9 protein-coding genes are annotated in these 12,873 nt (G+C 64.4%); 4 read left to right on the top strand and 5 right to left on the bottom strand.

From position 1 onward, the window contains the following. Positions 1 to 9 precede the first annotated feature (9 nt). Entirely contained in the window at positions 10 to 1,776 is a 1,767-nt protein-coding gene (locus JT720_RS07305) for a histidine kinase famiy protein (protein WP_205480494.1), read from the top strand. A 337-nt stretch (positions 1,777 to 2,113) separates the two neighbouring features. Here JT720_RS07305 and JT720_RS07300 read toward each other — a convergent pair whose 3' ends face one another. Continuing rightward, positions 2,114 to 4,000 carry a winged helix-turn-helix domain-containing protein gene (locus JT720_RS07300; protein WP_205480492.1) on the bottom strand — a complete coding sequence of 629 codons (1,887 nt, stop codon included), beginning with the start codon at positions 3,998 to 4,000 and terminating at the stop codon, positions 2,114 to 2,116. 139 nt (positions 4,001 to 4,139) lie between these two features. Between JT720_RS07300 and JT720_RS07295 the strand changes: the two genes are divergently transcribed. Then, complete coding sequence (locus tag JT720_RS07295) at positions 4,140 to 4,649, top strand: cupin domain-containing protein (protein ID WP_205480490.1); 510 nt, start codon at positions 4,140 to 4,142, stop codon at positions 4,647 to 4,649. 132 nt (positions 4,650 to 4,781) lie between these two features. Beyond that, on the top strand, positions 4,782 to 5,534 hold the full coding sequence (locus tag JT720_RS07290) for a calcium-binding protein (protein WP_205480488.1): 753 nt from the start codon (positions 4,782 to 4,784) through the stop codon (positions 5,532 to 5,534). Positions 5,535 to 5,583: 49 nt separating this feature from the next. Here JT720_RS07290 and JT720_RS07285 read toward each other — a convergent pair whose 3' ends face one another. Further along, on the bottom strand, positions 5,584 to 6,867 hold the full coding sequence (locus tag JT720_RS07285; protein ID WP_205480487.1) for a sugar transferase: 1,284 nt from the start codon (positions 6,865 to 6,867) through the stop codon (positions 5,584 to 5,586). Positions 6,868 to 7,118: 251 nt separating this feature from the next. On the opposite strand from JT720_RS07285, the gene JT720_RS07280 reads away from it, so the two are divergent. Further along, positions 7,119 to 8,189 carry a nucleotidyltransferase family protein gene (locus tag JT720_RS07280; protein ID WP_205480486.1) on the top strand — a complete coding sequence of 357 codons (1,071 nt, stop codon included), beginning with the start codon at positions 7,119 to 7,121 and terminating at the stop codon, positions 8,187 to 8,189. Here JT720_RS07280 and JT720_RS07275 read toward each other — a convergent pair. From JT720_RS07275 to JT720_RS07265, 3 genes are read right to left on the bottom strand one after another with little or no spacing between them, the layout of a single operon-like run. After that, positions 8,179 to 9,489 carry an O-antigen ligase family protein gene (locus JT720_RS07275; protein WP_205480485.1) on the bottom strand — a complete coding sequence of 437 codons (1,311 nt, stop codon included), beginning with the start codon at positions 9,487 to 9,489 and terminating at the stop codon, positions 8,179 to 8,181. The genes JT720_RS07280 and JT720_RS07275 overlap by 11 nt on opposite strands. Then, a complete protein-coding gene (locus tag JT720_RS07270; protein ID WP_205480484.1) occupies positions 9,486 to 10,619 on the bottom strand; it encodes a tetratricopeptide repeat protein in 1,134 nt (377 codons plus the stop codon). Before JT720_RS07270 ends, JT720_RS07275 begins: the two co-directional genes overlap by 4 nt. A 50-nt stretch (positions 10,620 to 10,669) precedes the next feature. Then, entirely contained in the window at positions 10,670 to 12,859 is a 2,190-nt protein-coding gene (locus tag JT720_RS07265; RefSeq protein WP_205480483.1) for a GumC family protein, read from the bottom strand. Positions 12,860 to 12,873 lie beyond the last annotated feature (14 nt).

The raw sequence follows: 12,873 nt of genomic DNA, 5'->3' as shown, positions 1-12,873 counted from the left end.
GTTCCTGAGTTGCATAGTGAATTCCGCTCAAATGAGAGCGACCCGGCAAAGGCTGACGATGTCGAGGGAGGCGGGCAGAGCCGCGGCGTTCCGGCCGCAGGCACCATCGACCTTTTGGAACCCGATACCATCGGCAACTCGCAGGGCCTGAACCATTGGCGCGAGAGCGTCATCACGCATCCGGGACTGGACGAGCGCGGCAACGTATTTTTCGCCGCCATCGAAATGACCCGGATGCCGATGATCCTTACGGATCCGAACCAACACGACAATCCAATCGTGTTCGCGAACAAGGCCTTCTTGGACCTGACCGGCTACGAGGAAGGCGAGATCCTCGGCCGGAATTGCCGCTTCCTTCAAGGCGCACACACCGACCGCGAGACGGTCAGCGAGATTCGTGAGGCGGTGCAGCAGGGTCGCTCCGTGGCTGCGGAAATCCTCAACTACAAGCGGGATGGCACGCCCTTCTGGAATGCCCTGTTCATTGGCCCGGTCTACGACAGTGCTGGGAATCTCGCCTACCAGTTCGCCAGCCAGTTAGACGTCACCCGGCGTCGCAACACGGAACTGGCATTCCGGCAGGCGCAGAAGATGGAGGCGATCGGCCAGCTGACCGCTGGTCTTGCGCATGACTTCAACAATCTTCTCCAAGTGGTGAACGGCAACCTGGAACTGCTGTCATCATGCGTCGACGGGGACCGCGCCAAGCGCTACGTCGAGAATGCCCGGTCCGCGGCTGACCGTGGCGCGAAGTTGACGAGGCAGTTGCTTGCCTTTGCGCGCAAGAGCCGGCTGGAGCCCAAGCCTACCGACCTGACCACGCTCGTGACCAGTTTCGTGGAGGTAATCGAAAGCTCGCTCGGCTCCTCGGTCGACCTTCAGCTGAATCTTCGGCGCCGATTGCCCAAGGTGATGGTGGATCCCGAGCAGCTGGAGATGGCGCTGCTCAACATCATCATGAATGCAAAGGATGCCATGCCTGGCGGGGGCACGGTGACGATATCCACCCGGCAGATGCACCTGAACGGCGACGCCGCGGCCCGTCAGCTGAGTTCTGGCGACTATGTGGTGCTGGAGGTCCGGGACGAGGGTACCGGAATGGCTCCTGAGGTCGCTGAGCGTGCGACGGAACCGTTCTTCACCACCAAGAAGGAAGGCAAGGGCACCGGGCTCGGCCTCGCAATGGCGAGCGGTTTCGTGCAGCAGTCGCGTGGGCGGCTCGAAATCGAAAGTCGCCTGGACGAGGGAACGCTGATCCGCCTGCTCTTCCCCATTTCCCATCTGCAGGAAGCCGAGGAGAAGAGCAGCCGCTATGTGAGCGCGGTCATGGCCACCGAAGTGCGGAGCTCCGATGCCGAGCATATCCTTGTGGTCGAGGACAGTGCGGAGGTTCTGGAACTCGCCACAGAAATCCTGATTGCAGCCGGCTACCGCGTCACCACGGCCGAGAGCGGCGAACTGGCTCTGCGCGTTTTCGAGCAGGCCGGACCCGGGACTTACGACCTCCTCTTCACCGATCTGGTGATGCCAGGGGGAATGAACGGCTTGATGCTCGCGGAAGAAATTGCCTCGAGAGATCCCGAGATCGCGATTCTGATGACCACGGGCTACAACGAAGAACTGGTTGTGTCCGGGCCCATGCGCAATGCTCAGGATGTGCTTGGGAAGCCGTACCGCCGTTCGGAACTGCTCGATCGCATCCGGCAGTCCCTCAATAATCGAAGCGAAGAAAAGCGGCGTCGAACGCCGTCCGACTACGGAGCAGCCGAAGCCTGAGCTTGCCTGGTCCGGCTCCCTGTCGTGCCTCAGGCACCGTTGTACTACCGGCCCGTTCTGCTGGTGGATTTCGCCTTCGGAATGGCGGGACAGCACCGCCACGTTGGGGCAGGGTCCAAAGCAGCTCATCTCTCCGCGCGCACTCTTGAGCACTCGGGGGAGTGGACTCGTCCCTGGGGGAAAGGGCGCCGACGCCGCCTCGGCAACAGCTAGCCCGCGGCCAGAGATCTCCATTTGGGGCTCCTGGCTGCCGCTTCAATGCCATGCGCCAGCGACCTCGAATTCGGCTCTAAGAAGCAACGGGACGGACACGTTCAGTGGGAGCGGGCTCCCCGACTTAACCCCGCATCAGCCTCGCAGCCTCGACATCGCAGCGATAAGGCAGATCGGGCGCAAGACAGAAATCCGGCCAGCGGCCACTCTCCCGCCAGAATGCAAGCAGTCCGAAGCGCTTTGCAACCTGCATGAACCGCGGATCGCGGTGAACGGCGGTGAAGGTCGGCCGGAAAATGACATCCGTGACCCCCTCGGGGTCTCCGATATTGCCGCGCGACAGAAGGTCGAACAACTCGTCGCGCCGATCGAAGGCCGCGAGCGCCTGCAGGTGGGCGCTGATGGTCTCCGGATATTGCTGAACCAAGTTGCGTCCAGTGCTGAGCGCGACTTCCTCGTTCGGGGCGGAGGGCTCAAGGCGGGCCTTGAGGTAGGGTTTAAGCAGGACTGCCGCGCCGAGTTCTACGGAGCCGGCTTCCAGTAGCGCTTCGGCGCGCTTCGGATCTCCGTAGCGAAGCTCCAGAAGAAGGCGTGCTTCGTCGATATCGCGCAGACCGGGCCACAACCGTTCGACCTTCGCGAGCTCTGAAAAGGCGGCTTGCAAGTGACCTGCCGTGGCCAGGCTGTAAACGTAGCTGAGGCGCACCCTCAGGGACGCCGGGGCAAGTCGTACGGCCGCCTGGGTGTCCTGCACGGAATCGTTTACCAGCCCCACCGAGAAGAGGAATTCGGACCGCGCCAGCCTGGCAATGGCATGGTCCGGATTGCTGACGACTGCCGCTTCGAGCAACTTCAGGCGCTCCGCCTGTCTTGTCATAGGGGTCAGCCTTGCGCGCGCAATCAGCGCCTCTGCGAGGTTCGGCTTGAGCCGTAGAGCTTCTTCTGCGTGGCGGGCGAGGTCGAGGCGCATGCGGTCGGCGCGAGGAGCGGTAACAAGGGTCAGCGAGTCGAGTTCCGCCTGAAGCAGGCTAGCCCACCCTGGAAGGAACCTCGGCGAGTCTGTCACGACCTGACGCAGAACTTGCACGCTGCTCATCGGATCGTAGCCAATGGTGGTGAGGGCGGTGCAAGCGGCCACATATTCACTTAGGCGTTGGGGAGCGTCACGCTTGCCCGGCGCGCACGCGAGCGCTCCTGCCACCGCATAGGAGATCCGCTCGATCAGATCTGACGTCGAAACACGATCGCTCCTGAACCGAGCCGACCAGAGCACCTTTCGGTCGGTCGCCGACAGAAGCGCCGCCCGGGCTTCTTGCGTGCCCGCCTTGGGAGCAACGACTTCGAGGAGGTAATCAGGCCTTCCCTGCGACCCCGATGAAGGGCCAAGCAGGTCCACCGCGCTTCCCTGGCCTGGCGGCAAGGCGGACACCATGTCCCTAACCTCACCCGACATGCGGTTCGATGCATCCGAACCATCGCTGCCCACGACCAAGATGCGGGGGACATTGGGCCCGGCCGAGCTTGCGTTGGGGAGGGCGACCAGCCAAGCGACGCTCACGGCGAAGACGATGGCCGTAATGGCTCCAACCCACGCCCGGAAAGGAGATCGCCGAGTCGGCGGGGGCGCTTCCGTGATCGGAGTCGCGTCAGCAAGCTGCGGGTTCTCGATCAGGCGATAGCCGACTCGCGGCACCGTTTTGATCTCGAATGGCGGGGGCGAGAACTCCTGGGTTAGGTGCCTCAACTGGAGGATGCACCGGTTCAGGGCATCGTCGCTGACGACCCTTCCGTCCCAGCAGTGCTCGAACAACTGCTCCCTCGTGACGGGGTGCGGCCTCGCCTCAGCGAGCGTTTGGAGGACACACATGACACGGGGCTGCATCTCCCGGTGGATGCCGTCCCTTTGGACTGACAGGTACGAAGGCCTGACGGTGAGGCCACCCAGCACGAAGTCTGACTTGTCCGCCAAACGCCGTTCCGTCGCTGCCACTCGGGGATCGAAATCACCCATGATCAGGATGAAATCACCAAAAGATCATCTTCACAACCTAGCTGCTCCTCCTCGAACCGATGCAGGCTGCCGGTGGCGGTGTCGTAGAGCAGACGCATTGCGGCCGTCGAAAGCCTTCGTGGTCAGTAGGGGAACCGACATGGGTGAGTACCGGCAAGTATCGATTCACAAGCTCGTTGCGGCGGCTGCGCTCGCTCTCTTCCCGGCGATGCCAGCCGCCGCAACTCCGGCGTCCGGCTTCACCGCAGTTCAGCAATGGAAAGGGACCTTTCCAGAACTGATGCTCAAGGCAGACAAGGAGCAGGTCAGGAGCGACAAGTGGGACTTGATGCTCAAGACCACGGGTACGACCGATCTCTGGGTCGTCCGCAACGCGGTGGCGGTTGGTGGGCAGAGCGGTTGGCACATGCACCCGGGCCCAAGCCTGATCACCGTAACCGTGGGCTCGATCACGGCGTACGACAGCGACGATCCCTTGTGCTCGCCCAAGGTCTACAGCGCTGGGCAGACCTTTCTCGACAGCGGCGCACACGCACACCTGTTGAAGAACGAGTCCGGAGCGGCGGCCGAAACGGTGGCGGTTCAGTTCCTGCCGGAAGGTGCTGGCCGCAGGATCGATGCTCCTCAACCCAACAACTGCAAGTTCTAACGTGGCCGGCGTTCAGCCGGAGCACGTCCTCGGCTGGACGGATACGGCCGGGGGCGAACGGGGGGCCAGGGTTGGTCGCGCCGCGTAGCGGGGGTGGCGCGACCGCCCGCCTTGAAAGTCAGGAGCGACCTGATGACCGACATTCGCGGAACCATTGCACGTGACGTGCTGCGCGGGACCAGTCTCGATGACCGGCTCTTCGGCTATGGCGGCGCTGACACGCTCTATGGCTATGGGGGCAACGATCTCCTGAATGGCGGAACCGGGGCCGACATGTTGGTCGGCGGAGTGGGCGACGACATCTACTACGTGGACTCGATCTTGGATGTCGTGAACGAGCGCGCCGGCGAGGGCTTGGATACCGTGCGGGCGAGCACAAGCTATGCCATCCTGCCGGGCTCGAGCGTGGAGCGCCTGACGACGACGAACTCGTTAGGGACGACCGCGATCGATTTGAGCGGAAATGAGCTGGCAAATTCCATCCGAGGGAACGCAGGCTCCAATTCGCTCAACGGCCATGGCGGGAACGATACGCTCGCAGGGCTGGCGGGTGATGACCTTCTTGTCGGCGGCGCTGGCCGAGATCGCCTGGTTGGTGGTGATGGCGCGGATGCCTTTGTGTTCACCGACTTGAGCCGAGATCGGATCGACGACTTCGAAACCGGTATTGACGTGATCGATCTCGGTTGGCTGATTTCCTACGACGGCTTCGACTTTCTTGGCGCTTCGGCATTCACAGCGGTGGCGGGGCAGGGGCGGTTCGCGGACGGGTTGTTCCAGCTGGACCTGAACGGCGATGCGGTCGCCGATCTCACCGTGACGATCGTGGGAGAGCTCTCCGCTGCCGACTTCGATTTCGCGGCGCGCGGCTATTGGGATTATTGAGGGCAGCCCAACTCCAGCGTGACAGGCTGCTCTTTCTTGCGAGCCACCCTCATCGAGCGCCAAACCCGTTCACCATGGTCCTGACGGTCTTGAACAGGATCAGGACGTCCAGCCAAGGCGAGAAATACTTGATGTAGTAGAAGTCGTAGTTCTGCTTTTCCCGCATCTCCGCGCCGTCGGTCACGTGGCCCTGGGTCACCTGGGCCCAGCCCGAGATGCCGGGCTTCACCACGTGGCGGTAGCGGTAGAAGGGGATCTCGCCCTCGAAGTAGCGGGACAGCACCTCCGCTTCAGGGCGCGGTCCGATCCAGCTCATCTCTCCGCGCAGGATGTTGAAAACCTGGGGAAGTTCGTCGATGCGGCTCCGGCGAAGAAGGGCGCCGACGCGGGTCACGCGTGAATCCAGCTTGCGGGTCATGGCCGCCTCGAGCGGGTCGCTCGGCGGCAGCAGCTGGGTCCGCATGGTGCGGAACTTGTAGACGTGGAACAGGCGTCCGCGGTGGCCGACACGCTTCTGGCGGAACAGCACGGGACCTCCATCATCCAGCCAGATGGCGAGCGCGGCGCCCAGCATGACCGGCATCAGCAACGGCAGCGCGACGAGTGCCACCAGGCGGTCGGCGAAGCTCTTGAGGTGGAAGTAGCCCTTGCCCGGGACGAGGGAGCCGAAGCTGTTCTCCGAAAGGTGATCCACCTCGACCCGGCCGGTGAGCGACTCCTTGAGCGGCTTGACCTGATAGATGAGCGCACCTTCCAGCGCGGCGTCCGCGAGGAAGGCCTCCCACTCCGCGGGGAGGTCGGCCTTGAAGTCCGCGACGACCGCATCGCAATGGGCGAGCTCGGCCGTGGAGGGCCGCGGCAGGATGATCCAGTTGACGCTGTCGACACTGTCGAGCCGCCGGTATTCGCCGAAGGGCACCACTCCGATGCTGAGGCGCGTGCGGCGCTGGACCAGGAAATAAATGGCGTAGGCCCAGATCACGTGGAGGGTGAAGCCGAGCAGGAAGCCAAAGCGGTCGTAGGGCAGGCGGCTGAAGAAGAAGAAGGCGAGCACCAGGCCGTGCGCGGCGGCCGCGGTCGGCAGGATGACGTAGCTCGAGCGGATCCCGGGATAGGGCTCGATCGACAGCCGCGCCCAGAAGGCGATGCAGACGGCGACCGCGTTGGCGAGGGCGGCATTGTGGGTCGCTTCGGGCAGGTAGGCTCCGGGCAGCAGGACGCGCACCGCCCACGGGATCAGCACCGCGATCAGCAGGGACGACAGCACCTGCACGCGCCGGCGGATCAGCCAGCCGCCAGCCTTCAGCATTCGCCTCGGAGTCGGATTGAGCATCGGGGCCCCCGGCTCTTGGTAATGCGTGGATTGGGCTCGCGGCAATGGCGTCGTCACACGTGTTGTCGCACGGCCGGCAAGGGCGATCGAATGAAGCGGCAAGAAGGTGATCCGTGGCACCGAAGGGGGCCGAGCGAGCCGCTCCTACTCTCGGTCATCTGCCAGGCAAGCATTGTCCGCGCGAGCCGCCCATTTCGGCTTCTCTAGCGTTGAATTTGCCACATTTGCTCCGTCGAACCATGACGGAGGCGATGAATTCCCAGACGTCCATGTCCACGCCCAGGTTGACACCCGAATTTGCACTCGCCGTCGCCTGCTGCTCCCACGCAATCGGTGTTCCGGTCGATCTGGAGACGCTCGCAGCGAAGATCGAGGACGACCGCTTTCTCGCTGTGCTGAAGCGTCACCGGATCGAGGGTCTGTCGTCGCGAGCCCTGGCTGGCATGCCCGCGCTGAGGCCCTCAATGGCGTCGACCCTGGAGCGACTCGGGCACGAGGTTGCGGAGGAAGGCCTGAGGGTGGCGCTCCAGTGCAGGGAGCTCCGCGACGCGTTCGCGGCCGACGATGTGGACATGATCTTCCTCAAGGGACTGGTGACCGGCAAGCTGGCGTTCGGCAACGCCCTGGTGAAGCGCAGCTGGGACATCGACATTCTTGTCCAGGAGCAGGAGGTCTCGCGGGCCGCGATTGTGCTCAAGCGGCTCGGTTATGTCCCGGAAATTCGGGCGGACGTTGCTTCGTGGCACCGCGTGCACAAGGAGTCGACCTGGATGCCGCCGGACGGCGCGCCGGTGGAGCTGCATAGCCGGCTGGCAGATAATCGCTCCTTGCTCCCGGGAATCGGCCCGGAATCGCCGCGTCAGCACGTCGAAGTGGTTCCGGGACTTGTGCTGCCAACGCTAAGTGGTGACGAACTGACGGCCTATCTGGCGGTTCATGGAGCGTCCAGCGCTTGGTTCCGGCTGAAGTGGATCACCGAGCTCGCGGGCATCGTTCGACAAGGTTCCGCAGGCACGGTGGGCGAGAGCGCCGGCCGGCTGTCGGTTCACGAGGTAAGCCGAGCCGTCGGGCAAGCGCTGCTGCTGGCGAATCGCTTGTTCGGGAGTCCCGTATCGCCCCGCGTCTGCTCCGAGCCGATGGTGAAGGCCTTAACCCGTGTGGCCATGGCGCAGATGAGCAACCCGCGCGAGCCGACCGGGCGGCCGCTCGGCACCGCCACAATCCACTTGAGCCAGTTGCTCCTTCAGCCGGGCGTGGGGTTCAAGGCGCGCGAGGCGGGTCGCCAAGCGCGGGAGATCGTGCACCGTCACCTCAGGCAGTAAGGTGCCGAAGCGAGCGAGGGGGCGGGGCGGGGACAAAGCGCGCGCCGCTCATCAACGCGATGCAGATCGCCAGCAGAGTGGCGTTGGCACTCGTGCGAAGCGGGTAATCGACGAGGCTGTGCGCGAGGAGCGCACCGGACGCGATCGTCCCGGCCCGAGCGCGGAGATCACCTCCACCAGGTTGCCATAGCCGATAAGTCCTCCTCATCCACCAAGCCAGGAATGCCAGCAGCAACAGCATGCCGGGTACGCCGGTCTCCAGCGCGAGCTGAAGATAATCGTTGTGGGCTCGGTTGATGAACGTGCGGTCCACGGAAGAGGGGTCTTCCGTCAATCTGTAGAGCGGCTCGAACGTCCCCAGGCCTGATCCGAGAGGCGCATACTTCACGACGAGAGGAGCCGTCTTCTCCCAAATCTGCTGTCGGCTTAGCAGGGCGGTGGAGTCCCTGCTCGCTACGGAGAGCGCCACTCCGCCTGCAAGCGCCAGCAGAGCGGCAGCCGCAAGCACGGACCGCCTGCCGAGTAGGTGAACCCCGCGAAACAGGGTGAGGCTTGCACCCACGACCGGAAGTGCCAGCAGCATACCCGCGCTCGATCCGGTCAGCAGCAGACCCAGCAGAAGCAGACTGCCCGCGGCCGCCACCAGCAGCCAGAGGATGCGCTTCCCTGACGCATCGATTCGCGCTGAGTACTCGCTGGCAGCTGCAGCGAGGATGGGCAGGCTGACGAGAAGCATCGCTGCAAGGTGGTTGGCATTGGCGAAGAAGCCGGTGGCGGCACCAGCGTTGCTGAAGGCATGAAGGTACCAGGCCGTGCCTGCGCTCACTTGCATGAGCCCGAGCAGGACGTGCAGACTTGCACAAGAGAGGATCACCATCATCAAGTCCAGCGGCCTTAACGTCGTCAGCCGCATCATGCTGGTGAACACCACGACAGGTGGGAGCAGCATCAAGCCCGTCGCGATCGTCTCGTAAGGCGCAAGGGAGATGGGCAGCCAAGGGAGCGGTTCGTTCCTCAACGCGAAGCCGCGCACTGCCTCTTCCCGACCTGGCAGATTGCTCCAGACTGCAGGCGGAAGCGGAACGAGTTGGACCGCCGGAAGCAGTACGATGAGCCAGAGGAGCGCAACCAGCCAGCGTGAGTGCTCCGGTGGGCGCCCCCTGAGCATGGCCCAAGTGACCAAGAGCAGCGCGCCCAGCTGAAGAATCAGGTTGCTCCAGACCGCCTGGACACTTCCGCCCAGAAGAAGAGCAGCTGCGCAAAAGGCCGGCAGCGCCCACCGACCGGCATCTGCCCTCATCGCGAAAGTCTCTCGAGCGAAAGCTGGTCCAGGCGCGCTTCCGCGGGGCGCCCGAATGCGTTGGCGACAACCTCCACCGCGAACTTCTGCGCTTTGCAGTCAGGCGGAACGGTTAAGGTGTCCGTCAGCTCGGAGGCGCGATCCGGCAGAGCAAGCTGGAGGAGTTCTGATCCTGCGGGCAGGCAGGAAATAGTGAAGCGTACTCCGCCCGGCTCTCCGCTGGCTGCCGGGACTCGGAAGGTAAGCCGGTATCGTCCCGGGCCGAGGGTCAGAAGTTGGCTCGCAATGGCGGCATCGTTCCTTCCGAAGCTGCGAACATGCAGTCCGCGCCCCATGGGCTCGGCGATCCCAGCCGTCTCTGAAAAGCTCCAGTCGAACGGCGGGATCGCGGCCGGCCGTTGCTCGAAGGTCGGATTCACCAGCTGATCGGCGGGCGTCCTGTCACCTGTCAGTCGCACCCAGGCGGAGCGCGCTTCGGCAAACCGCCCTTCGCGGACCAGCGCGTCCACCAGGACAGCCCTCCAATGCTCGTCCGACCGCTTGCCGCCCCCAAGCGCCAGCACGCGGCCGGCCATGTCTGGATCGGCAGCAAGGCTGGTGAGGATCGGGTCTCGGAGGTCCGGTCGCTGCCGGAACACCATCGTCAGCTGCCGCTCCGACCCAGGCTCGCGAGCGTACGCGGCGAGGGCGCCAATGGCCGGAGCTGGCCCGCCGGGGGAGAGCCGGGAGAGAGCGGCTATTTCCTGAAGGGCCTGCGCGATCGCACCTCGTCGCAGATACAAATCGGTCAACAGGAGGCGGGGAGCGGGAGCACGCGGGTCGCGACGGCGTGCCTCCAGCAGCAAGGCTTCCGCCCGCCCGGTTCGACTCGAGGCCAGCGCTTGTGTGCCCGCGATGAGCAAGGGTTCGCTCGCCAGCGGGGCCCGCCGGGCAGCGGCAGCGACTTTCGCGAGCGTTCCGGGCTCGGGAGCCTGACCCTCGCCGGTCGCTTGCCCAATCTCTGCGAGGGCCGAGGAGAACATCGCGTTGGGATGAGTCGCCCAGATGGCGGATGCCGATGATGGTCGATCATCAGCCCAGGCTCGCACCGCGGCGCTGCGGATCGCCGTAAGAGCGACGACGGAGACCATGAGCAGAACAAGGACCGAGCGGAGCCCTCGGGCCCACGAAGGAAACGTGATCACTCGACGGCTTGATGGGGGATCAAGGCAATCTTTTCCCGGCTACGCTCCTCCAGCGAGCCGTAGCGGTACTTGTAAGAGGCGTAGGCGCCGTCCCGCTCCTTCGCCTTTGCTAGCACAGCACCCAGGACATGGGCGCCCGAAGCTTCGACGCGGTTCAGGGCCTCGATAGCGGCACGTGTTCGCGTCTCGCCGCTCTCGACCACAAACAGCACGCTTCCCGCGGACGCCGCGAGGAGAGGGGCGTCGGCAAGCCCGAGGACCGGCGGCGCGTCGATGATGACCAGGTCGAACGCATCCACAGCCTCCTCCACCAGGGTGCTGAAGCGCGCGGTAGCGAGAAGGTCCGCCGGATTGGGCGGCAGCGGCCCGGATGGCAGGAGCCAAAGGCTTTCGTACTGGGTCGCCGTGACATGATCGGCCAGTTCCCCGTGCTTTGTGAGGAGCTGGGTGACCCCGATTGTATCGGTTGCGGCCTTGAAGCTAGGCTTGCGGAGGTCGGCGTCAACGAGCAGCACGCGCTGGCCGCGGCGAGCGAAGTTCTGCGCCAGTGCCAGCGCGGTGGACGATTTCCCTTCCGCAGGCTGGCTGCTTGTCACGAGGAGAGCCTTGGGCGCTCCATCTGCAGTCGAGAAATGCAAGGCCGCGGCGACTGCGGAGTAGGCCTCGCTGACCCCAGATCCGGGATCCTTCAGCTCATCCGCGAAGCTGTCGCCCGGGGCACGGGGGACGGCACCCAGGCAAGGTAGCTGAAGCTTATTGCGCACGTCTTCCCGAGTACGGATCCGATCGTTGAGGAACTCGAAGGCAAGGGCTCCGCCAAGGCCGCCGAGCAGTCCGATACCCAGACCCATGAGCAGGTTCTTGGGCAAGCTCGGCGTGAAGGGCGCCCCCGGCACCTCCGCACGATCGACGATCGATACGGGAGCAGTTCCGACTCCACCCGCAACGCCGATCTCCTTGTAGCGCTGCAGGAGAGCATCATAGAGACCGCGGTTGGTGTCGACCTCACGTTGCAGGATATTGTACCGCACCGTCCGGCCACGCAGGTCGAGAACCGACCCTTTGAGTTGGCTCACCCGCCCCTGCAGAGCGCGTTCGGCCGCGAGAGCCGCGCGATACTCCTGAGCCAGGGAGTTTGCCCGCCCTCCGCTGACCTGCGCAGTCTCCCGGGCGATTTGGCGGTCGAGTTCGTCGATCCGCGATCGCAGGCTGAGCATCTCGGGGTGCTCCGGCTTCATCAGGGTGCGCTTGTCCTGATATTCCGCTTCCAGGGCGGCGCGGGATTGCCGCATCGCCTGCGTGCTGGTGTTCACTTCCACAGTGGGACCGGAGGTTCGGGCCTGCCGGTAGGCGCCTTCCGCGGCGACGCGACGGGCTGTCGCCTCCGCAAGCGCGCGGTTGAGCGCAGCCAGCGAGTCGCCCTGCAGTGAGTTCGACGCATCCGATACGCCTGAATTGCTCGTGGGAGAGAGACTGATGATGCCCTGCCGCTGGGCATATTCTGTCAATTGCCGCTCGGATTTCTCCAGATCGGTCCGGGTCTTCGTGATCTGGCGCTCTAGGAATTGCCGGGCGTAGGCCGAGGCTTCGAACCGCCGCTGGAGGTTGGCATTGATGAAGCCTTCCGCGATGCCGTTGGCAACGGTCGCCGCCATCTCGGGCGAGGTCGTCGAATAGCTGAAGCGAATGAGCTGCCCATCTTCCGGAAGCTCGACCTTGAGCCCGCCGGCGACCCGGTCGGCTGCGGCCCTCAACCGCGCCGATCCGTCCCCGGCTTGGTCGACAAAGGCAGGGTTGGAGGCGAGGTTCAGGTCCTGGGCGACCCGCTCCGATAACGTGCGGCTCTGCAGCAGCCCAATTTGGGTCACCATATGGTCCCAGCTGGTGGCTCCCTGGCTTCGATCTCGCGTCTGCTCGTCCATGATTTCCACGCTGGGAGGATTCACCTCCAACGTGATCCACGCCCGATACTGCTGCGGCGTGAGGAGGGTGAGGACAATTCCAGCGATGATCCCCAGCACCGCCGCTGCGGCAATCATCCAACGCCAGTCCCTTACGATCCGGACCAGGGTCGCAAAGTCGAGCTGAGGAGTGTTGAAATGGCGTGCATCCTGGGTATCGCGCCCGACCCTCACGCGATCGCTGAGCGCACGTCCCTCGGGCACAATGGCCAGGTCCCTGTTCATCGGCGTCCCATTTC

Source organism: Sphingomonas arenae, from assembly GCF_016924655.1.
Taxonomy (GTDB): domain Bacteria; phylum Pseudomonadota; class Alphaproteobacteria; order Sphingomonadales; family Sphingomonadaceae; genus Sphingomicrobium; species Sphingomicrobium arenae.
Note: the sequence above shows the minus strand (reverse complement) of the source record. Positions and strands in the feature narration are given on the sequence as shown.